This window comes from Bacteroides celer, assembly GCF_002632415.2.
Lineage (GTDB): Bacteria > Bacteroidota > Bacteroidia > Bacteroidales > Bacteroidaceae > Bacteroides.
In genome coordinates this window covers 4129858-4153251 of sequence record NZ_CP178209.1, presented here as the reverse complement: position 1 = coordinate 4153251, position 23394 = coordinate 4129858, and the positions used below count along the sequence as shown (strand labels likewise).

Annotated in this window: 18 protein-coding genes and 1 pseudogene; 9 read left to right on the top strand and 10 right to left on the bottom strand. The window is 42.0% G+C overall.

All coding sequences use genetic code 11. The annotated features are described in order from the left end of the window. Window positions 1-25: 25 nt before the first annotated feature. The 9 genes from CJF29_RS17140 to CJF29_RS17100 all read right to left on the bottom strand — a co-directional run bounded on the left by CJF29_RS17140 (window position 26) and on the right by CJF29_RS17100 (window position 8769). On the bottom strand, window positions 26-1558 hold the full coding sequence (locus CJF29_RS17140) for a FimB/Mfa2 family fimbrial subunit (protein ID WP_074638785.1): 1533 nt from the start codon (window positions 1556-1558) through the stop codon (window positions 26-28). Between the two features lie 14 nt (window positions 1559-1572). Then, window positions 1573-2598 carry a hypothetical protein gene (locus tag CJF29_RS17135; protein WP_074638776.1) on the bottom strand — a complete coding sequence of 342 codons (1026 nt, stop codon included), beginning with the start codon at window positions 2596-2598 and terminating at the stop codon, window positions 1573-1575. A gap of 35 nt (window positions 2599-2633) precedes the next feature. Beyond that, window positions 2634-3716: a FimB/Mfa2 family fimbrial subunit gene (locus CJF29_RS17130; protein ID WP_074638777.1), complete on the bottom strand. Its 1083-nt coding sequence runs from the start codon at window positions 3714-3716 to the stop codon at window positions 2634-2636. A gap of 35 nt (window positions 3717-3751) precedes the next feature. After that, a complete protein-coding gene (locus CJF29_RS17125) occupies window positions 3752-4357 on the bottom strand; it encodes a hypothetical protein (protein ID WP_255299393.1) in 606 nt (201 codons plus the stop codon). A gap of 102 nt (window positions 4358-4459) precedes the next feature. Next, the gene (locus CJF29_RS17120) at window positions 4460-4588 is read right to left on the bottom strand and encodes a hypothetical protein (protein WP_413544504.1); all 129 of its coding nucleotides are present in this window, start codon (window positions 4586-4588) and stop codon (window positions 4460-4462) included. A gap of 544 nt (window positions 4589-5132) precedes the next feature. Beyond that, complete coding sequence (tnpC, locus tag CJF29_RS17115) at window positions 5133-6911, bottom strand: IS66 family transposase (protein WP_004300191.1); 1779 nt, start codon at window positions 6909-6911, stop codon at window positions 5133-5135. Window positions 6912-6999: 88 nt separating this feature from the next. After that, the gene (gene tnpB, locus CJF29_RS17110) at window positions 7000-7344 is read right to left on the bottom strand and encodes an IS66 family insertion sequence element accessory protein TnpB (RefSeq protein WP_004297053.1); all 345 of its coding nucleotides are present in this window, start codon (window positions 7342-7344) and stop codon (window positions 7000-7002) included. Between the two features lies 1 nt (window position 7345). Then, on the bottom strand, window positions 7346-7714 hold the full coding sequence (locus tag CJF29_RS17105; RefSeq protein ID WP_170834904.1) for a hypothetical protein: 369 nt from the start codon (window positions 7712-7714) through the stop codon (window positions 7346-7348). Between the two features lie 158 nt (window positions 7715-7872). After that, window positions 7873-8769 carry a helix-turn-helix domain-containing protein gene (locus tag CJF29_RS17100; RefSeq protein ID WP_074638778.1) on the bottom strand — a complete coding sequence of 299 codons (897 nt, stop codon included), beginning with the start codon at window positions 8767-8769 and terminating at the stop codon, window positions 7873-7875. Between the two features lie 343 nt (window positions 8770-9112). Between CJF29_RS17100 and CJF29_RS17095 the strand changes: the two genes are divergently transcribed. Both CJF29_RS17095 and CJF29_RS17090 read left to right on the top strand, forming a co-directional pair. Beyond that, the gene (locus CJF29_RS17095) at window positions 9113-10789 is read left to right on the top strand and encodes an alpha/beta fold hydrolase (protein ID WP_074638786.1); all 1677 of its coding nucleotides are present in this window, start codon (window positions 9113-9115) and stop codon (window positions 10787-10789) included. Window positions 10790-10798: 9 nt separating this feature from the next. Beyond that, window positions 10799-11290, top strand: a complete 492-nt coding sequence (locus CJF29_RS17090; protein WP_074638779.1) for a cupin domain-containing protein — start codon at window positions 10799-10801, stop codon at window positions 11288-11290. A 20-nt stretch (window positions 11291-11310) separates the two neighbouring features. Here the strand turns inward: CJF29_RS17090 and CJF29_RS17085 are convergent, their stop codons facing one another. Then, window positions 11311-11496: a hypothetical protein gene (locus tag CJF29_RS17085; RefSeq protein ID WP_255299425.1), complete on the bottom strand. Its 186-nt coding sequence runs from the start codon at window positions 11494-11496 to the stop codon at window positions 11311-11313. On the opposite strand from CJF29_RS17085, the pseudogene CJF29_RS17080 reads away from it, so the two are divergent. The 7 genes and pseudogenes from CJF29_RS17080 (at window position 11405) to CJF29_RS17050 (ending at window position 23378) form a co-directional block, all read left to right on the top strand. Further along, a pseudogene (locus tag CJF29_RS17080) lies at window positions 11405-12275 on the top strand (EFR1 family ferrodoxin). The gene CJF29_RS17085 and the pseudogene CJF29_RS17080 overlap by 92 nt on opposite strands. Window positions 12276-12304: 29 nt before the next feature. Further along, window positions 12305-12958, top strand: coding sequence for a flavodoxin (locus tag CJF29_RS17075; RefSeq protein ID WP_074638780.1), 654 nt, complete (start codon window positions 12305-12307; stop codon window positions 12956-12958). Between the two features lie 127 nt (window positions 12959-13085). Next, window positions 13086-14516: a phosphotransferase gene (locus CJF29_RS17070; RefSeq protein ID WP_074638781.1), complete on the top strand. Its 1431-nt coding sequence runs from the start codon at window positions 13086-13088 to the stop codon at window positions 14514-14516. Between the two features lie 35 nt (window positions 14517-14551). Next, the gene (locus tag CJF29_RS17065) at window positions 14552-15301 is read left to right on the top strand and encodes a nucleotidyltransferase family protein (RefSeq protein WP_074638782.1); all 750 of its coding nucleotides are present in this window, start codon (window positions 14552-14554) and stop codon (window positions 15299-15301) included. 108 nt (window positions 15302-15409) lie between these two features. Further along, window positions 15410-17398 (top strand): response regulator, encoded by a 1989-nt coding sequence (locus CJF29_RS17060; protein WP_099147346.1) that lies wholly within the window; start codon window positions 15410-15412, stop codon window positions 17396-17398. Between the two features lie 825 nt (window positions 17399-18223). Further along, window positions 18224-21556: a SusC/RagA family TonB-linked outer membrane protein gene (locus tag CJF29_RS17055; RefSeq protein WP_074638643.1), complete on the top strand. Its 3333-nt coding sequence runs from the start codon at window positions 18224-18226 to the stop codon at window positions 21554-21556. A 16-nt stretch (window positions 21557-21572) separates the two neighbouring features. Continuing rightward, on the top strand, window positions 21573-23378 hold the full coding sequence (locus tag CJF29_RS17050; protein WP_074638642.1) for a RagB/SusD family nutrient uptake outer membrane protein: 1806 nt from the start codon (window positions 21573-21575) through the stop codon (window positions 23376-23378). The last annotated feature ends 16 nt before the right edge of the window (window positions 23379-23394 follow it).

Genomic DNA, 23394 nt, shown 5'->3' with positions numbered 1-23394 from the left:
TATGAGTAAAAGACCATATAATATTCTAATATTTCACTGGTGGCGTTTTCCAACTACCGGATAAGCTAAGATTATCGGCCCCCAATAAAGGAAGATTGATAGGCACACTGACCGTTACATTGCCTATTAACCCTTTAATTGTAATATTTAGTACAGGACCCAGGAGTGGAATCCCCTCCAAGATACCATTTAAATTAGCTATATTAGACAATTTCACAGAAAGAGTCAGCGAATGATTGCCATCTGTTTGTTGGGTATATGATTTCAATCCCAGGCTGACGAAAGAGTAATCTGACCGATAACGATAGTTAGTCTCTACTGTGGCCTGAATAGGATCGGTTATATTCACCAGTGCGCCATTCAGCAACAGACTGCCGTCTATAACTTCATCAACCAGTAAACCGGAGATAAGTCCGGGGTTGGCTACATGAATCTCCCGCACGTTAAACACACCGTGGAATCCTCTGATAAGAATATCTTTTTCACTATTAGTGGTTCCGGGAGTGGGGGGAAAGCTGTAACGGAAGCGATGATCGCCGGAATAAGTGTCCGTCACATTCAAATCTAAATCTATAGCTTTCGGAAAGTTATTAATGGTAACCAAAGCATAGGCAGCATCACTACCACGCCAGGGGTTCAACAAATTTCCCAAAGCTCCCAAAGCACCATCCTGTGTGGCGTTACCGGAAAGAGTCCGGCCTATTTCATTCACTAATTGTTGCAACAACTGATTATATAATGCATCAGTTACCGGTTGAACCAATGCATTGGTCACCAAATTGACTGCAGCATCCAATCCTCCCACCACAGCATATACCGCATTCCCTAGTGTTCCCAAATCCATAGCCGTTTTCAGCAAACCCGGAAGGACTCCTTGTACCGTAGTCTTTATTATATTTTTATAACCGATTTGAGTTACGATATTGTTTGTAAGCGAGTTCAATGCCGTTTGCGAGTCCACAAACACACGGCGGAGATTAAGCATTGTAATAATACGTTGTAACAAAACAGAAGGTTGTGATGACGTATTCGAAAAACTCACACTTGCAAAATAAAATTCAGAAGTGTCGGAGAACTCCGAACCGGGCAGATTGATACGGGCATTGGCACGCATAGTCTGATAATTAGTCAATAGATCCGAATAAGTGCTTCCTCCTGTTCCTGATATCGGAAATTGTGTTTTATCCATATTCGCAAGGAACACAGCGGTATATTGTCCTTTGGGAAGCGTATCTCTCATGGCGGCTAAAGGCCATACCGGAGCGGAATCAGTAGGTTTTAATACTACTTTTTCTTTCACAAACTCACCGGTAGCCTTATAGATGACATAACGGATGCTACGTACCCGGAGATCTGAACCGGAAACTGCGGCGCGAGTATCGGGAGATTCCTTTGGCGAAAACAGAACCTCAAAATATCCGTCAGGTATATCCGATGTAGCTCCCTCCGAAGATTGATTTCCGGAAGATGGTTCCGATAGATTGTCCTCCTCCTTGTCACAACCGGCAAAGAGAAAGGAAAAGAATAAAGCTACTATTGCCAAATAAGCTGTTTTCATGGCTTTTATCATTATTATTGAATATCATCCCATGCATTATCATCCAGGTTGATGTCACCGGATAAGGTAAATCCCAGGTTAATAGAGGAATAATTTCCTGTAATCTTTACCCAATGATTGGAATCGAACGTAATGCGGTTGCCTGACACGACTCCTGTCTGATCGGGAATCTTCACTGTATATCGTTCCTTGAAGCCGGTTCCATACGCTACATCCAAATAAAGTAATGTATTCCTGGTTGTGGTAGTCGGCAGCATATAAAGATTAAAACTCACACTGCCCGAAACAGGCATTTGCGTTCCTAATGTCTTTGTTCCACTATCATCGGCCGTCTGCCATACCAAGGGGGCGGCATCCGTAATCCTGATACCCGTTACAAGCTGTTCGGCTATTAGAGTCATAGTGTTTACATAACCCGGAACGTTATTCACTTGCAAGCTTAGGGCACTTGCTAACCGCGTAAGCGTTCCCTGCACATTATCCACCTGCGAAGGTTTGAATTTTTGTCCTACCATGGCGTTTTTCAAATAGCCGGTCCCGGTACAGGAAAATAATTCCGGCACAATCGGTGCATTGGCTGGCTGCAGATACAAGTTTGCCAGTGTGGCAGGTGTAACGGTAGAAGCAATACTGAACTTCCGTGTAGCGCTATTCTGATTCGCAAAATCATAATCGCTTTGGTTATAACCGATTATTACCAGCTGATAAGTGGACGCAGCAGATAAGTTCAGCATGGTAGCAACTGCTGGAAACGAACTAACATTCAGTTGACGTGCCGAACTGTATTCAGGTACGAAATTGGCAGGATCATCCGTCAATGCTTCATTCGTTTTACGGAAAGGCAAAATCAGTATCCTGTTCACTGAAAGGGCAGCATCACCCGGTGCACGGGTATAACTGCTATTTCCGCTGATAGCCAAATGTACAGGAACGATGCTTTCATCCGGGAGTAGGTCCCGATTCTCTTCCGTGGAACATCCACCCAGGAGAATCATTCCTATTCCCGTTAACAAGGCTATTATATGATTTGTCAATTTCATACCTGTTATTCTCAAAATCTACTATTCTGTTTCTGTTACTGGATGATGAGGTTATGAATCAATGACCATGCCGGACTGATTGTAATTACTATATTTTGGTCAATTAATAAATCAATCGGATTATCATCATCGCCCGGGTCACCCGGAGTACCGCCATTCGTGCTGCCGGCAGCTCCTTTGGTTCCTAAAGAATAGAAGTGATTAGCCAAAATGTCAAAAGTGGTAGCATTGCTGGTATTATCTTTCACAGTCCATTCCTTGATAGCCGTATTCGAAGTGTCATAGAGTCCAAGAACCATGGTTACTCCACTAACCGGCATATAGAAAGCACCGCCCAACTGTGAGTTGGCAACTTTTACGACTCCCTGCGATGAAAGATCATTCCCTGCAAATACACCATTGGAAACAGCCTGCCCGGACAAACCAAGGTTTATGATATTATAGGAGACAGGAGTCGTATTAATACCTGTTCCGGTAGTCAGATTCACTTGTTGATTAGAATTGCTCACCGCCAGGCGTAAGTATCGCACTGTACTGTTATTCAACTGTTGTGGCACATTTTTAAAATATCCGAGAATACCGGCAACTTTACGGGTCATTTCAATGCTTATGCGAGCACCTTGATCGGTAACTGTAGCATCTGCCGAGCCTGAAAAAATTTCAGACTCCTGTCCCGTACTCGTAATCGTAGCCAGCATATCACCATAGGTCGTAGTAGATGTTGGCGTAGCTATACTGAACAAGTCTGAAGCATCGCGTCCTACTGCCAAAAACTTATAGGTTCCCCCCGGAAGCTTGTTTCCATCAGGCACGGCAAAGTGTTTAAAAGTAGTTCCATCACTCCAGTCTGTCACTGTATAAGTCTTATAATACAGATAGCTGGAACTGGCAGAAGCAAATTGGAAAGCATAAATGCTAACCCGGGTGACATGTTGGGAAGCTTCCTGGCTATACACCGGAGTGCGGGTGGAAATTCCACCACTAAGTTTATTCACGGCCGAAAGTTCAAAAGTAACGCTACCGTCCTCCGGCTGGGGTTGGACAGTCAGATCATCTTCATTAGAGCATGCAGCAAATACAGACAGGCTTGCTGCAACAAAAAACATCCATTTCTTCATAATCGTAAAGGTTTTAGTAAAAAATAAGGGAATAATCATTGTATATCCAGACGATGAATCATGACCCATTGTTTTTGGACGAACATCCAGACTTCACATACACCATCTGTTTTTTTATAATCTACAGCGATAGCTGATATTTCGTTGCGCTTCATGGTGAGGTCCATCTCCGGCAGTTCCGGAAAGGGGGCAGTTGCCCCTGTGTCATCCGTATAAAAAATGAGCTTTACTTTTGAGGGGCCTTCTGAAGTGGGGGCAAGCCATGTAGATATGGTTGGCTGCAATGGTACACGTTTTTCTACATTCGTATTACCTGTATAATTGAAATTTGCATCTACTGATTGATAAAGATGATTGATACTTTGACCTACACTTGTCACTGTAGCCGGAAAGTTGGAGCAAAGTAACAGGAACAGACCTTTGGTTCGTTCCAATGAAAGTTCGGTTGTCTGATAGGAACGGTCAAGCCGGAGTGTACGGGTAGTCATATACATGTCCGTATGCTCTTTGGTATCCTGGTGCAAGATACCTGCCGGATACTCCGGTGGCATATTTCCCCATACAGTCAGAATATATTCTCCCTCCGGAATATCGGTAAGAATAATAGGGTATGTCTGGCCTTCACCGTAAACTGTCATCACGGAAGACTCTTTCACAAGGGCACGGGTAGTCGATTCACTTAAAGTATAACAGATCGTTCCTTCAAAACGTTGGAACGGTGCATTCTCTTCTTTAGATTCAAGTTATGGAAAGTCGCCAATATTCTTATAATTCTTATCTTTTACAGATACCTGTACTATATATTGAGGGCTGGGGCAATCGGAAAGATCATCGGATATGCAGGAATTGGTAAATCCCAATAAAACTGCCATATAGAAAGAATGTATAAGCCGTACATTCATAATAGTCAAGATTTAAACAGGAAATCAAAATGGATTCGGTATCAACAACATCGTTTTAGATTTGTTTTCGCATAATGGATATATTTTCTGTTAAATCATTGATAAGATTAGGTAGGCACTTTAAAGTATGGCATTTAGTGTGGCAGGTTGATACTAATTTCCTGTTGCACTCTTGTTTTTCATAGATTAATTTTGTATCTTTAGTGCTTTTCTCTTCTTTTCCTTTCCTTCAAAGAAAGTTATCATCTTACAGAGTGACAAATATCATATTATAAGGTGACATTTATCTCTTTATAAGGTGACTATTGTCCTGTTACAAGGTGACAACTACCCGAGTGCATAAACTATTATAAATTTATGCACTGAAATTCTTTATTCTTTGCACTGGAAGATCTTAAATACAATAATAAAATGAAAGTTTATTATTGTAACCATACTATTTTCCGCCACGCCAATTTTATCGGCTGTCTTTCAGCCGATAAAATAAAAATGCCCGTAAGAAAATATTTTTGTTTTAACATTCCGGTTTATAGAAACATGGCAGAAGAGCCTTCTTGTCGCAGTCCTTACCATGAAGAATACATTCAAACAAGTGTTTCAGGTAATTCTGAGGGTCTATGCCGTTCAACTTACAGCTTTCTATCAGAGAGAAGGTGAATGCAGAGTTTTCTGCCGCATCCTCACTGCCAACGTTCATACAGTTCTTGAGCAGCAGCTTTACAGGTTTCATCCTTTGCTCACAGAGGTTGTTCGAGATTTCTGCTGAACCGTCCTTGAGGATATTTCTCAAGGATTTCCACTGGTTTATCGTATAGTTCACGGCCTTTCTCATCAGTTCGTTAGCCATAATCTTCGCATCCTGCATCATAATGACCACCTTATGATGGATACGTTCAAGAATCGGTCCTGTTAGCTTAAGCCTTCTTTCCTTAATCTGCTCACCGCTGAGTTTCATCATACGGAACAGGTCTTCATTTCTGAACATCTCACCGATAGGATCTATTATGTCCATCGCTGTTCTGTCTGAAGGCAGGGCATCAACCCACAACCTTCTACAATGCGTCCAGCATCCTATATGAAGCACCTTTGAGTCGTCTCCGTCAAACATCCTGTAAACCGTATATCCGTCAGTGGATATGGTTCCCATAAAATATTCCAGGAATGATTTTGCCGCATCGGACGACCTGCTGCCGTTATTATAGTGATAATAGACCATCTTAATATGCTTGGCAAAGAAAGCCCATAAGTACTTTCTCCTGTAAGCCTTACCTTCCTTTGTTTCCACTCCAACAAGCTCAGTAGTCTCATCAACCATAAGGTAATTAGCTCTCTGTACAAACTCCTTGAAGACATCTTCCATGAACTCCCTTAGTTTGGCGATTCCGTTATGGATATAGCTGTTCAGCGTGGTATTGCTTATGTGGATACCCTCTCTTGCAAGCAGTCTTATCTGTCTGTTCTCAGGCATGCTGAAGTCATATTTCAGACAAAGCAGACGGGCAAGCAGTTCAGGAGAGAAGATACCTCCAAGGTTTTTCAGCGGATGTTCCATGGTGCTTGTGAAAGTGCCGTCCGCAAGCTTTACCCTTGCCACCTTGTAAACATGCTCCACGTTATAAGCCCTTACATGTTCTATGACCCTGTATTCCCACACATCAGGCATACCGTTGCGGTTCATAAACCGTCCCCCTTCTGGAAGCGTGTAATACTCGTCCACTTCATGTACTACCACCTTGTCAACTTTCAATTTTGTTTTCCCGGCACGTGGTGCGGTTTCCTTTCTCCTTGAAGGTTTGCTGTTCTGGGCAGGTATGTTGCCGGAAGAGGTATTGCTGCCGGTTTCGTTATCATCGGTCTTATTATTATCATCCTTCCTGTCAGAACCGTCATACTCGGATTGTTCCAGAGCGGACTTGTCGAGATTACGGTTGTTCAACAGCCTTCTTTGCTCGGAAGTACGGCCGAAACGGTGTTTCCTGCTGTCCTCAAGCTGAAGTCTGAGATTGGAGATCTCGTTTGCCAGCATCCTGTTCACCTCATCCTTTGCTTCAAGCTGCTTTCTCATAAGTTCCATTTCTTTCCTGTAATGTTCAACCGTGGTTGACTGCTTTTCGATGGTATCTTTGAGATCATTGATGGTATCTATCAGATTTTTAGAGTTCTCCCTGTTGGATTCTTCAATAGACTCAAGCCTCGCAATCAATTCTTTATTCTGTTTGCGAAGACCTGCCTTTTCCTCATTCGCCAGACCCAGCTGGCAGCAAAGTAACTCGTATGCTCTTTCATCAATCATGATATAAAGGTACGAAAAATCAGGCACTTACGCAAACTTTTTACCGTTTATTTTTTATACTATCCTGTTGATAATCAGTATGTTAATATTAGCCTTTCGGACTAACGTACATCTTGTCAACTACAATGCTTTCCGTAAGATAAGCCATGTCCGACCACTGTATCCGGTAGCACCTGGAGACTTCATCAAATACAGGTTTCTTGAATTTGCCCATAACAGGACGTTTTTCGTAAAGCACATAAAAACCGCGTTCGTAATGAAGTATCTTCACAACCTTTCGGTTCCGGGACATGAACATATATACATTGGACGCATCGCTCGGGTCAAGGGACATTTCTTCCCTTATACTCTCACACAGACGGAAAATGCCTTTCCGCAAATCAACATTACCGTTAAACAGGTAATAGTTAAGGTTAGCACTCAGTCCAAGCATATCATCCTATCATTTTATTAAGCAACAGGCTCAAATCAAGAACGGTGGTGTTTCTCAGGAACAGTGTTGCGCCAGACGCCAGCTGTAACTTGATCCATTTTATTGGTGGTTCACCTTCAGGATGTTTCACGTCCAACTTCACAGTTGGACTATTGCATGGTTTCCCGGTTATCTGGACTTTGGCAACCTTGGGCTGCTCAACCTGGACTGTCTTGCCTAACTTCTCACTCCACAACTGGTGACGCTGCCAGTTCATGAACTTGTCGTAATTTACACCATAATCAGCACAGAACTCTCGAAGATCTTTGGTCTCGCTGCATAACTGGTAGAGGTCATATACCTCCTGATAGTTTACTTTTTCTTTTGCCATAATCATTCTTGTTAAAGGTTACGGCGCAAAGATATGGCGGCTAACAACTTATGTCAAGGCGGAAAATAGAATGGTTACTTTATTATTGACTAAATAAAGGCTCTATTGCGTTACACCGACCATTGTTCTTCAAAACTGGATGATGATAGAAAGACCGGTTAATTTGTTATCCTATATTCATTCGGAGCCACTCCAACCACTTTTTTGAATAACCGGCTTAAATGATGTGGGTATTTAAAGCCTAATTCGTAGGCGATTTCGCTAACCGATTTATTACCTTCAATCAGCAATTCTTTAGCACGGTCGATGGTGGTCAGCTGGATATACTCTTGTGCCGATTTACCTGTTTCTTTCTTAATAAGATCACCGAAATAATTAGCGGATAAATGTAGTTGGTCAGCGCACCATGCCACCGAAGGTAAGCCGAGTTGCTGGGGTTTATCCGAAGCAAAATAACCACGTAATAGTTCCTCGAAACGAGTTAGCGAGTCTTTGTTCGCCGTTTCACGTGTCACGAACTGGCGGTCGTAAAAACGGACGCAGTGGTTGAGCAACACTTCGATATTGGCCGTAATGATTTGTTTAGAGTGCTTGTCAATGGCGTGTTGCAGCTCTTCCTTGATTTCGTGGAAACAGTTAATGATAATTTGCTGTTCGCGTTCGGACATATGCAATGCTTCGTTCGACGAGTAAGAAAAGAACGAGTAATCTGCCATGCGACGTCCGAGAGAGGTACCGCGCAGCAAATCGGGATGGAACATCAGACACCATCCTTTATACCGATACGATACTTTGCCGTCATCAACACCGGCAACCTGCCCCGGTGCAATAAAGACTAATGTTCCTTCTTGATAATCGTATTGGTTACGTCCGTAAAGCAGCGGGCCGCAATCGATATGTTTGAGGAAAATGCAGTAAAAACCAAAATTCTTGAGACAGTGGCGGACACTCTCCAATTCAGAAAAATCGACTACGCTTACCAATGGATGAACAGTCTCTACTCCCAACAGTTCGTTGTAATCTTGCACCGAATCTAACTTTATGATTGTTCCCATACTCTCTATTCTTTATTTCTATGGCAAAGATAGCAGATTTTTATATACAAGCAACCTTTCCCTGAAAGAATCAGTAATATCGGTTAGTGAATAGGTAATTTGTGTTATTCTGCTGAAAGCAAGCGATATCCAATCAGTAAAATTGGTATTTGAAACCGTAATCCGTCTATGGACATGCTTCTGTTTATCGCATAATTTTGCATCATCGAAAGTAGGTAATTTGAATCATCTAAATAACGAGAATATGAAGTACAGAAAGTTAGGAAACAGGAAAATGCAAATGTCCGCTATCGGACCGGATGTCGGCTTTGTGCTGTTTAGTCCGCTAGGAAAAAGGGAGATAATGAAAAAGTACATTTTAGGAATATGGATGGTTTGTCTTGCCTCTTTAGTCATGGCACAAACCCCGAAAGCAGAACAAGTTATGAATAAAAAGCAGCAATATATTGTAGAGGTTGCCGCCCTTGTGGGTAAAGGAGACCTTACTAAACTAAAACCGGTCCTCGTTGCAGGATTGGAGGACGGAATGACCGTCAATGAATTGAAAGAAGTAATGGTTCACTCTTATGCTTATTGTGGTTTTCCACGAGCTCTTCGCGGATTACAGACTTTTGTCGCCGTACTCAATGAGCGTAAGGCAAATGGTATTGAAGATAAAAGAGGACGTAAAGCCTCACCGATTACCGATACCCGCAGTAAATATGAGCGCGGACGGGATATCCTTGCCGAGATTTCGGGTGCGCCGGTTGATGCTCCGAAAGCGGATTATGCTGTATTGGCTCCCGAGATTGAAGTGTTTCTCAAAGAACATCTTTTTGCCGATATTTTTGAACGTGATGTACTGACTTATGGCGAGCGTGAAATGGCTACTGTGGCGGTACTAGCCGCTATTGGCGGCGTAGAGCCGATGATGAAAAGCCATATTGGTATTGCTTTGAACGTGGGCGTAACGCCCGACGAGTTACGCCGTCTGTTTATTATCGTAGAGAAACAGATTGGTCGTGGCGAAGCTGATGCCGGGCGCATGGTATTGAATGAAGTATTGCAAAGTAAAGGATTAATAACCAATCCCGGCACACCGGTTGTAGTTGTAGAGAATGGAGTGAAGAAGCAGAAAGTTACATTTCACAACCGTTTTCTGATTGATGTGGTCGGTGATCTTTATCTCCCTGCCAATTATGATCCGGCAAAGAGATACCCGACACTGGTTGTCGGCCATCCTTTCGGTGGTGTGAAGGAACAGACTTCCGGGCTCTATGCACGTCATTTGGCAGAACAGGGGTATGTTACACTGGCATTCGATGCTTCCTATTATGGTGAAAGCGGTGGTTATCCGCGACGTATCGAATCTCCCGAAGTACGGGTGGAGGATTTCAGCGCAGCGGTCGATTTTTTGTCGAATCATCCGGCGGTTGATGCGGATAAAATCGGAGTGATTGGTATTTGCGGTGGTGGATGCTATTCGGTGAGTGCTGCGCAAATAGACCATCGTATCAAAGCTGTGGCAACAATCAGTATGTACGATATGGGACGTGCCCGTCGCCAGGGGGTAGGTGATTCGATGACTTACGAACAGCGGATGGCGACACTCGACGCAGTAGGCCGTCAACGTACGGCAGAGTTTGGTGGAGCAGACCGTAAAGATATCCGTGCCCTGCCGGAAAAGGTGGATGCTTCAACCCCGAAATACGCACTCGACTTCCTCGATTATTATGATAATCCTGCGCGTGGACAGCATCCTAACTCTACGGCCTATTATTCTTATACAAGCCTTGCACCGATGATGAACTTCTTCCCCTTCGTACAGATTGAAACGATCTCACCGCGCCCGTTACTTTTCATTGTGGGAGAGAATGCCGTCTCTGCCTATTTCTCGGAAGATGCTTATGCAAAAGCCGCAGAACCTAAAGAACTGTTCGTTGTGCCGAGTGCTACCCATGTCGATCTTTACGACCGTCCGGAGTATTTGAAAATAACGCTTCCCAAGTTGGATAATTACTTCAAACAATACCTAAAATAACAACTCGATATGAAACAAATATTTATAATTGCTGTTGCGGCGTTGATGAGTGCCTGCTGTAATCAAAATGAAAAAGAGATGGGAACCACTGTTCAGAAAGATGTGTTCTCCAAAGGCTCTTTGATAGTGGATAATCCGAACTTTACGGGTGAAGCATGGCTTGATAGATTTGTCACGGCGGCTGATTCAATGGACTGCACTGTCAGTAATGTGACTTTCGCGCCGGGTGTACGCAATAGCTGGCATTCGCATCCGGGCGGTCAGATTTTGCTTTGTACTTCAGGTAAGGGATATTATCAGGAAAAAGGGAAGAGCATACAAGTGCTTCATCCCGGTGATGTTGTGAGAATCGCTCCCGATATAGTACATTGGCACGGTGCGGCTCCCGACAGCGAGTTTACGCATATTGCCATCGGTACGCAGCTAGCGAAAGGTCCGGCCAAGTGGTTCGAACCGGTAACGGATAAAGAGTATAATGAATTAGAGCGGGCTGTAGAATAAGCAAAATGAGTATTTCCGTTTTAAGAATGCAGGAGTAGTTGGAAACTGATAATAAAATAATTAAACGATATGGGAACAGATAAAAGAATCAGCCGTAGAGAAGCTTTGACACGAATGGGGATGATTGTTGCCGGGGCAGCCGCCTCATCAATAGGACTGCCGGCTTTAACTTCCTGTGCTGAAAAGCCACAGAAGAAACGCATCATTTTGTTTGCATGTTGCCCGTCAATTAGTAGAGTCGGAAGAACAATTGTTGAGTATTCCGCAAATGGTAAAGCAAAACAGGTATGAGTTTGAGGCGGATGAAATAGGCCTTGTCTATCCGATATACGGTCATATGCCGCCTAATATGGTGCGGAACTTTGTTAAGAAAGCAAAGTTGAAAGCGGCATATAAGTTTGCAGTGCTTACTTATGGAGCGAGGAAATGCGATTCGGTAGAGATATGGAACGATATATCGAGTAAGGCTGGTAACACATTCGACTACATCAACACACTCGTTATGGTAGATAACTGGTTGCCGAACTTCGATATGAATGAACAGATAAAAATAGACAAACATATTCCGGAGAACTTGCGGCAGATTACCGAAGATTTATCACAAAGGCGGCATTGGCATGAGCCGGTAAGTGAAGAAGAACGACAGATGCACGCTGGGTTCATGGCACGTTCGGGGCTCGATCCGGAAGTTGGGTTTCTCAAAAGGAGCGAGAACTATTTTGTCATTACAAAGAACTGCATTGATTGTGGAGCTTGTACAGATGTGTGTCCACGTGGCAATTATGAGTTTACCTCCAATGGTATTAAAATGCAGGGGGATTGTGATTTCTGTTTTGCCTGTATTCAGAATTGTCCGCAGAAAGCCATCCAGTTCAAGAAAAATGACGAGGATCCTTTGTTGGCAAATGGTGAACGAAATCCGAATGCCCGCTACCGGAATGAACATATCTCGCTTGTGGATATAAAAAGAGCTAACAGACAATAATTGAATAACGATAATTAAAGAATCAACGTATGAGAAAGTTACTTTTAATCCCCTTTTTATTCTTTTCCCTGACAATAGCGGCTGCTTGTTCCGGGAGTGATGATACTGAACAACCGGACACTCCCGATCGATTATCCGGTAACAGTAAAATTTTGGTTACTTATTTCTCTGCAACAGGTAATACACAAGCGGTTGCAGAACGTATTGTAGAATTGACCGGAGCTGATGTATACCGCATCAGGACATCTGTTCCCTATGCATCGAATCCTTATGACGATAGCGACCGTATTCAGAATGAAGCTTACAACGATTTACGTCCGGCAGTAGCTAATTTGCCTTCTGCCGAAACGATTGCACAGTATGATACGATTTTCGTCGGTTCGCCTTGCTGGTGGCATCAACCTGCTATGGTTGTCTGTACCTTTCTTGAAAATTATGATTTGAGCGGTAAAACGATTATCCCCTTTATTACTTACGGTGCAACCACTTATTTGAACGAATCAATGCAGAAGATTTATAAGCTGACTCCCAATTCGAAACATATCCCGGAAACTCTTCCGGAGGATCTTGATCCGGATGATATTACGACTCCCGGACGTCCCGATGATGACGGAATCTATATGCCCGGTCGTGCTAGTGGGGTAGAAGCATGGTTGAGAAGGATGGGTTTAACGGTTGAATGAGCGATGTATCATGTATTCGGAAGTAAAAGCCTGTACACAGCAGATTTGGTAAAGTAGTCGGTTTTTATCAGCGGGAAGATAGTATTATTTAACTAGATTCTCTATCTTTGCTCGAAAATATACGACTATGATTACCGAAGAACTACAGAAACTTTATCAGTCATATACGGGCGTTCCCGCTGAAAACATAACAGAATTACCGTCTTCCGGTTCCAACCGCCGTTATTTTCGGCTGACGGGTATAGAAACATTGATTGGAGTCTACGGGGCTTCTATCGACGAGAATGAAGCATTCCTTTATATGGCAGGACACTTCCGCAAATGTGGACTGCCTATTCCCGAAGTTCGCATCGCCTCGGAAGATAAAACCTATTATTTGCAGGAGGATTTGGGCGATACTCTGTTATTCCATGCCATAGAGAAAGGACGTGTTACCAGTGTCTTTTCAGAAGAGGAAAAAGAGTTGCTTCGCAAAACGATTCGTCTGCTTCCTGCTATTCAGTTTGCCGGAGCCGATGGATTTGATTTTTCCCGCTGTTATCCTCAACCGGAGTTCAACCAACGCTCCATTCTGTGGGATTTGAATTACTTCAAATATTGCTTCCTGAAAGCTACCGGTATGGAGTTTCAGGAAGACAAACTGGAAGATGATTTCCAGAAAATGAGTGATGTCTTGCTTCGTAGTTCTTCCGCTACTTTTATGTATCGTGATTTTCAGAGTCGTAATGTGATGATAAAAGATGGCGAACCATGGTTTATCGACTTTCAGGGCGGACGCAAAGGTCCGTTCTATTATGACATAGCCTCTTTCCTGTGGCAGGCGAAAGCGAAATATCCCGATAGTCTCCGTAAAGAACTGCTGCAAGAGTATATGGAAGCTCTTCGCAAATACCAACCGATTGACGAATCCTATTTTTATAGCCAACTTCGTCACTTTGTCCTTTTCCGTACGCTGCAAGTGCTGGGAGCCTATGGTTTCCGTGGTTACTTCGAGAAGAAACCGCATTTTATCCAAAGTGTTCCCTATGCTATCGAGAACCTGCGTGAATTGTTGAAAGAAGAATATCCGGAATATCCGTATCTCTGTAACGTTTTGCGGGAGCTTACCGGACTGAAACAATTTACGGACGACCTGAAAAAGCGGCAGCTAACTGTCAAAGTAATGAGCTTTGCTTATAAGAAAGGGATTCCCGATGATTCTACCGGCAATGGAGGAGGTTATGTATTCGACTGCCGTGCTGTGAATAATCCCGGTAAGTATGAGCGTTACAAACCTTTCACCGGACTGGATGAACCTGTGATTACTTTCCTTGAAGAAGATGGTGAAATACTCCGTTTCCTCGATCATGTCTATGCTTTGGTAGATGCTTCCGTGAAACGTTATATGGAACGAGGATTCAGCAATTTGTCCGTCTGCTTCGGTTGCACCGGCGGACAGCATCGTTCTGTTTATTCGGCCCAGCATTTGGCAGAGCACCTGAATCAGAAATTTGGTGTGAAAGTCGAACTGGTGCACCGGGAACAGAATATTGAACATACGTTTGAGGCAACGATTTAAGAAGAGTAAATATAAAGAAGAAAGTAACCGAAAGAATGAAAGCAATGATATTTGCAGCCGGTTTGGGTAGCCGGCTAAAACCACTCACCGATACCATGCCTAAGGCTTTGGTTCCCATAGCCGGACGTCCGATGTTGGAACATGTGATCTTAAAACTGAAGGCTACCGGCTTCACAGAAATAGTGATTAACATTCACCATTTTGGCGAACAGATACTTGACTTCTTGAAAGCCAATGAGAATTTTGGACTTATCATACATATTTCCGACGAACGTGACTTGTTGCTCGACACGGGTGGGGGAGTTAAGAAAGCCCGTTCTTTCTTTGAAAACTCCGATGAGCCTTTCCTGATACACAATGTAGATATTCTTTCAGACGTGAATTTGAAAGATTTATATGACTACCATCTACAAAGCAGTACTGTTGCCACTTTACTGGCCAGCCAACGTAAAACCTCCCGCTATCTTCTTTTTGATACAGACAAGAGACTTTGCGGATGGATAAACAAGGATACGGAACAAGTGAAACCGGAAGGTTTTCAGTATGATCCTTCCCTTTATCACGAATACGCATTCAGTGGTATCCATGTCCTTTCACCTGCCATTTTCCAATGGATGACTTCTCCCTGTTGGGAGGGTAAATTCTCTATTATGGATTTCTATCTTGCCACTTGCCAACAAGTAAACTATGGTGGTTATTTGACAGAAAAGTTACATCTGATTGATATAGGCAAACCGGAAACATTAGCGAAAGCAGCAGACTTTTTATACCAAAACACCAAATAAAGATACTGAAAGAGGCTAAAAAGCCTCTTTCTTTCTATGTAACAAAATATTTAAGTAACTTTGCTTGGATGAACAATCAATATTGTAATACTATACAAATTTTGCTGCATGGAACAGACTTTGGTAAATGGGATAGCTGATAACTTATTGCATAATATCTTTAATGACCTGTCTGTAGGGTTGGAGTTATACGATAAGGATGGTCTCATGATAGATGTCAATTATTCGCGGTTGAGATCGATGGGAATAAAAGACAAAAAAGATATTCTGGGCCATAATCTGTTCAACTATACCAGTTTCTCTGATGAAATCAAAGAACAGATAAGAAAAGGAGAAACTGTACGTTTCGTTGCGAAATATGATTTTGATGCCTTGCGCCGTCTTTTTCCTACTTATTTATCCGGTACAAAATACTTCGAGATAACCGTTTCTTTCGTACACAATGAAAAGTCCGAAGTAACGAATTATATGGTGATAACCCAGGATGTCACCGAACGTGTTCTGTGGCAAAACAAATATGATAATCTTTACGAAGAAGCTGTGCGTTCGAAAAAAGAACTTCTTGAGAGCGAACAAAGAATGATCCATTTGATTCGTCAGAATGAATTGGTATTGAACAATATTAATTCGGGGTTGGCATATATTGCGAACGACTATATCGTACAATGGGAGAAGATCTCGCTTTGTAGTAAAAGCCTATCTTATGAGGCTTACAAAAAGGGAGAACCTTGTTATCTGACAGCACATAATCGCACCACTCCTTGTGAGAATTGTGTGATGCAACGTGCCCGGCGATCCGGTCAGGTAGAGTCTATTTTGTTTAATCTGGATAACAAGCATGTCATAGAAGTTTTTGCTACTCCTATCTTTAATGAACAGGGGGATGTTGACGGTGTTGTAATTCGCGTAGATGATGTTACCGAGCGCCAGCACATGATTGGTGAACTTGAAAAGGAAAGGAACCGGGCTGAACAATCTGATAAGTTGAAATCTGCTTTTCTGGCAAATATGAGCCATGAAATCCGTACACCGTTAAATGCTATCGTTGGTTTTTCCGACTTATTGATGGTGACGGAAGATCAAGAAGAAAAAGAAGACTTTATTCAGATTATTAATGCCAACAATGAATTACTTCTAAAATTGATTAATGACATACTGGATCTTTCGAAAATAGAAGCCGGCTCGGTAGAATTGAAATACGAAGATTTTGATCTGGCTGTTTATTTCAACGAATTGGCTGCTTCGATGCATCGGCGTGTAGTAAACCCGCAGGTTCGTTTGGTTCCCATGAATCCTTATGAGACTTGTACCGTTCGCTTGGATAAAAACTGGTTAGCGCAGATTCTCACTAATTTTGTGACTAATGCCATCAAATATACCTCCGAAGGAATGATTGAAATGGGGTATGAAAAGGTAGGCGGAAGTATTCGCCTGTACGTTCGCGATACAGGTATCGGCATACCGGAGGATAAAAAAGATAAAGTATTTCATCGTTTTGAAAAACTGGATGAATTCGCACAGGGAACCGGATTGGGATTGTCCATTTGTAAAGCCATTGTTGAGGCTTGCAGAGGAGAGATAGGCTTTGAGTCAGAATTTGATAAAGGGTCTTTATTTTGGGCGATTTTGCCATGCCAGTTCGAATCGGTTAACAGCGAACCGACTTCTTCCCGTCGGAATAATGAGAAGGATGCGAATGGAGATAAAGAAAATATTCCTGATTCCGAAGTTGCAAAGAAAGCACCTAAACGGGTACTAGTCGTAGAAGATATTCAAAGTAACTTCTTTTTAGTATCTTCCATCTTGAAAAACAAATGTCAGTTGTTACATGCACCGAATGGACTGGAGGCAGTTGAGATTGTCCGAACCCAACCAGTGGATCTGGTACTGATGGATATGAAGATGCCTGTTATGGATGGACGCATTGCAACTTCCGAGATCCGGAAGTTCAATACAGAAATACCAATTATCGCTTTGACTGCTCATGCTTTTGATGCCGACCGGGTGGCTGCATTGAAGGCCGGTTGCGATGATTATCTAGTGAAGCCGATCAATGGGGCAAAGCTGATGCAGACTCTGAAAGAGTATGGTTGCTGAAAGGATCGGATTAAAAATGTGTTGATCTGAAAAAATGTATATTCCGTTCATCCTGCTTTTAATATTTAGGTCAATGGTCAATGGCTTGCTGAAAAATGAGCCTCATTTTCATTTATAGAGTGTGAGATTGTGTGCTGTTTTGCTGTATAGCCTTTGAAAGTGTTTCTTGTAGGTTCATTTTTATGTTTATATGCTTCCAGTTTTACTATATAGAGAATATTTTGCTTTTTGTTTCAGTTGTTTATTTAAAGATGAACTAGCTTGCAAATAGTTTTTTTAGAGAGCTTTTGTACCTTGGTCGGTGGCTTTGGATAGGTTCTTCGGTGAGTAAGGAGGTGTTGCTCACCGAGGAACGGTTTGTTGCTCACTGGGGAAGTTTATTAATTTCTTTGGGAAGAATGCATATTATCCGAAAACAAATGTAGTATTTCTCTTCTAATATGCATATATATGTAATTTCTTAATGCTTTTTTATGCCAGGGTACTTTTTTCTGTAATCGTTTCATCTTTCTGGATATGAAAAATAGAACATGTATCCAGCTTAAAAGAAAAGTTAGGTCTTATCATAATTATAGATTTCCTTATTTGACTTGAAAAGTGTTCAATGATGTCTACAACGCTATAATTTATCGATGAAATGGATGATTTTAGATAAAATTGGATATAAAATAGCGATTTTGGAACATCTTGTTTTTATAGCCTTCTTATTTTTGTAGTCGATAAGAGTTGCCAAATAATGTTTTTAGGAACTCTTCCAAACTAATAATCTTTGAGATTTATTTTTGTTAGCTAATAAATAAAGTCTTTATTATTAAATGTAATATTATGAAAAGAAAGAAGCTTATGAAAAAACAAAGCTGCTTTGTTGTTCTTCTGATGCTGCTCCTGTTGTTTCCGTCGGGAGTATTTGCACAGCAACAAATGATTAAAGGACAAGTAGTAGATGATAAGGGTGAAACTGTTATTGGTGCTACAGTCATGGTAAAAGGAGGGCAAGAAGGTGCCATAACCGATATTGATGGAAATTTCTCTGTAAAAGGTAAAGTTGGAGCCACATTAACTATTTCTTATGTAGGTTTTTCTCCTCTTGAAGTAAAAGTAACGAAACTGGAGGGTAATCGTTTCGTGCTCAAAGAAGATTCAAAAGTACTTGATGAAGTGGTAGTGGTAGGTATGGGTAAGCAGAAACGTAATACAATTACGGCTGCCGTAGCTACTGTTAAGTCCGATGCGATTGTCAATCGTCCGGTAACCGACGTGACTAGTGCGCTGCAAGGTAATGTCGCTGGTTTAAACTTTGCGTCAGATGCTGCAGCGGACGGTGTAGGTGGTGAGACTGGTGCTGAAATTAAATTTAATATTCGTGGAGTTGGTTCTATCAATGGTGGCGAACCTTATGTATTGGTAGACGGTGTGGAACAAAGTATGCAGAATGTCAATCCTGCCGATATCGAAAGTATCAGTGTTTTGAAAGATGCTTCCGCATCAGCAGTGTACGGTGCCCGTGCTGCTTATGGAGTAGTATTGGTGACCACTAAAAGCGGACGGAAGGAAAAGACACGTGTTACCTATCGCGGAACAGTTGGTTTCAGTTCTCCTATTAATATGCCGCAAATGATGAACTCATTAGAGTATGCCAACTATTGCAATCAGCGGGATGTGAATATGGGACGTACGGCGCAGATCTCAAATGCAACCATCGAAAAAATGAAAGGTTTTATGGCTAATCCTTATTCGGCAGAATTTCCCGGCATCGGTCCTAATCAAGCGGGTGACGGTTGGGCTGCAGCCGATAATGTTCAGTATGGTAATACAGATTGGTTTGATTATTATTTCAAAGACCGTGCGATACGTCATTCTCATAATTTGAGTGTACAGGGTGGTGGAGAAAAATCTACTTATTACATTGGTTTAGGATATACTTATCAGGAAGGTTTGATGGATCAGGTTCAGGATGATCTGAAAAAGTATAATATCAATACTAAGTTTTCGGTTACAGCAACCGATTGGTTGAAATTCCACTTTAATAATAATGCAACGATAAACATCATCAATCGCCCGATGGCTAATCAGACTATTTTTTATGGTACGATAGCCAATACGGCTCCAACCCGTGTGACTCAATTACCCATTGAACAGACGGAGTATTCCACTCCAACCTGGAATGAATTATTATATCTGAAAAAGTCCAATTATAATCAGAACCGTGTTTCGGATGCATTATCTTTCTCGGCTATTATTACCCCGCTGCAAGGGTGGGACATCATGGGAGAAATGAAAGCTCGTCTGGATGTGGAAAATAATAGTTTCAAACTGAAAAAAAGCAATCATGCATTGCCTAACGGGCAAGTTATAGAGACTTCCGGCAATCGTCAGGGGTATCAATATCCGGGTATGAGATGGCAAAATACACGTTTCGGTTCACTGACACGCGGTAGTGCTTTCAATTACTATCTGTCTCCCAGTTTGTCCAGTACCTACATGAATCAATGGGGGGATCATGACTTTAAAATCATGGCAGGTTATCAAATGGAATTGCAAGAAAATTCCAGTGAATATATGTATAAAGATGGAATGTTGAGCGAAGATACTTATTCATTTGACAATGCTGATGGAACCGTATATGCTGGAGAGGCTCGTACCCACTGGGCTACGATGGGATTTTATACCCGAATCAACTGGAACTATCAGAATACTTATTTCTTGGAACTTAGCGGACGTTATGACGGCTCTTCCCGCTTTGCATCGGGACATCGTTGGGGATTCTTCCCGTCTTTTTCTGCCGGTTATGACATTGCTCGTACTAAATACTTTACCGATTTAAATATGCCGGTATCACAATTTAAAGTACGTGTCTCTTATGGACGTCTGGGAAATCAGAATGGTGCCGGATTATATGATTATCTGGGAGTGATGAGTCTTGACCCGAATAATGTGAATGCATGGTTACTTCCGGGAGGAGGTGATGTAATAGGTAAAGGAACAATCTCATTAACTCCGAAAATGATTAGCCCGTACATCACATGGGAGAAAGTAGATACTGCCAACTTCGGTTTGGATCTGATGTTATTGAAAGATCGTTTGTCTGTAACGTTTGATGTTTATCAACGTACGACCAAAGACATGATTGGTCCTGCTGAAGCTATTCCGGCTGTCAGTGGTATCATTCCTGATGATCGTGCAAAAATAAATAATGCTACTCTTCGTAACCGTGGTTGGGAACTCTCTGTCAACTGGCAGGATAAGTTGAAATGTGGTTTTAGTTATGGAATAGGATTCAATTTATTCAATTACAAGGCTGTTATTACGAAGTATAACAATCCTGAAGGCATTATTTATAACAACCATACCGGTTTGGATCGCAACAAAGGTTATTATGAAGGAATGGATATAGGTGAAATTTGGGGATTCGTAGCAGATGACTTGTTTATGACCAATCAGGAGATTGATTCATATCTGAATAGCAAAGACCTTTCTTTCTTTAAGAATGATAACCTTTGGCAAGTAGGTGATTTGAAATATCTGGATACTAACCGTGACGGTAAAGTAGATCCGGGAAAAGGAACATTGGAGGATCATGGTGATCTGAAGGTAATCGGAAATGCTACACCTAAATATTCATTTGGCATCAATTTGAACTTGGGATATAAAGGATTCTCTGTCTCTACTTTATTCCAGGGAGTGGCGAAACGTGATTTTGCATTAGCGGGAAGTACTTATCTTTTTGGTGGAAAGAACTTCTTTAAAGAGCATCTCGACTATTTTAGCCCGTCAAATCCCCGTGGATATCTTCCTCGTCTGACAGATCCCAAAACAGTAGATTATAATACAAATATTGGTTACAATACAACACGCTATATGGTCAATGCCGCCTATATGCGTATGAAGAACCTGACCGTGTCTTATACATTCGACAAGAAACTCCTGAAAACGATGAGACTGGAAAATTTGAGGGTATATTTTACGTGTGACAATCTGTTCACTATTACTAAGTTGCCTAAGGCTTTTGATCCTGAAACATTGAATCAGGTAAATACTTGGGCGGGTGGTAGCAATGCCACAGCACCGGGACTTACCTCCGCTGCCAATGAAAACGGTAACGGTAAAGTATATCCGATGAACAGAAACTTTGTGTTTGGTCTTGATTTTACTTTTTAATAAATAACAGAGAAGTATGAAACGATTTTATTTATATATAGTATTGATGGCAGGTCTTGGTACATGTGTATCTTCTTGTGCCGACTTTCTGGATCGTGAGCCGCTTACCGTGCCGAACAACGAATCGTTCTTGTCCGGTGAAGCCCAAGTGCGTGGATATATCAATGGTCTTTATACAGCGCTTCCTTCATTGGCAAAATTCGGAATGGGAGTGCGTGGAGAAGAAAAGAACAGTGATAATATTCTTTCCGAAATTTACAATAAGCGCCTGAATGGTGAGGAAACCTTGTTTTCCAGCAGTGAAGACTGGGAAAACGGTTATAAAAATCTGCGTAATGTGAACTATTTCTTTCACTATTACTTGGTACCGGAAGACATGGAAACAGAAGAAGTGAAATCATTGAAAGGCGAAGCTTACTTCTTACGGGCTTACTGGCACTTTGTTCAGTTGAAGAAGTTCGGTAATATCCCTATTATGGATGCTTTCTGGGATGAACATGCCACAATAGCCGGTTTGCAGATCCCACAGAAAGATCGTGGTGAAGTTGCTAAATTTATTTTGGAAGATCTGGACAAAGCAGAGAAACTATTGTTCAATAGAAGCAAATACAGTGGTTTGCGTATTTGTAAGGAAGCGGCTATGTTGCTTGCCATGCAGGTTGCGCTATACGAAGGTTCGTGGGAGAAATACCACAAGAATGATGAATTTGCGGCTGCCACTGACCAATCGGCTTATTTCTTTGGAGAAGTGTTGAGATGGGGAGATATGCTTTTCGAGCAAGGTATAAAATTAAATACGAAAGAAACAGATGGCGGTGTAGTCAATCCGGGAGATGCTTACGGACGTCTGTTTAATCAAAATGATTATTCCAACATTTCAGAAGTATTGTTCTGGAGAAAATATTCGGTTACTGATGGTGTATTTCATGCTTTGACCGGATTAGTGGGTGGAGGAGTTGTCGATCAGGATGGACCTGCCGGTATAGCCGGAGATTTGGTAAATACTTATTTGAATGCTGATGGAACGCCCGTTGATCCGAACAATAGCAAGTTTAAGGATTTTAACGAAACCTTTAAAAGCCGGGATTTGCGTCTCACAGAAACTATCATGAGCACTGGCTATAAGTTTAAATCTACTGCGAAAGGTTCTCGTCCGATGAAAGTGGCAGATGTTTCTACCGGTGATAAAACAATCAATCCTCCTTTTCTGGCAGGTGATGGTAATGCCAAAAATGTAACAGGGTATCACATTCGTCTCGGAGTAGATACGACATACGTTTCAGGGGACTGTGAAACCGGACTGGTACTCATGCGTTATGCTGATGCATTATTGAGCTATGCCGAAGCTGCCGAGGAACTGGGCAAATGTGATGATGAAGTGTTAAGTAAAACATTGAAACCTCTGCGTGCACGTGCCGGAGTCACTTATGTGACACCTGTCAGAGATCCTAACTTTACAGATTATGGTTATACGTTGACTCCCGTTATGCAAGAGATTCGTCGTGAGCGTCGTGTGGAACTGGCATTGCAGGGATATCGTTTGGATGATCTGATGCGTTGGGCTGCTGATAAGGTAATTGTTGGCAAACGTGGCAAAGGAGCATATTTGGGACATGATGGTGTTTTATACAAATCATTTGCGGAAGATAAACATGAAGCATTAGCCAAAGTATTGGTAGATGGCAACGGATGGATGGATCCTTTGCAGGAGTTGATACCGGGTGGTTATCAATTCAATCCTAAGAGAGACTATCTGTTACCTATTCCTCCAAGTGAACTGGAACTGAATAAGCAAATGAAACAGAATCCGGGGTGGAAATAATAATCATAGACTTTAT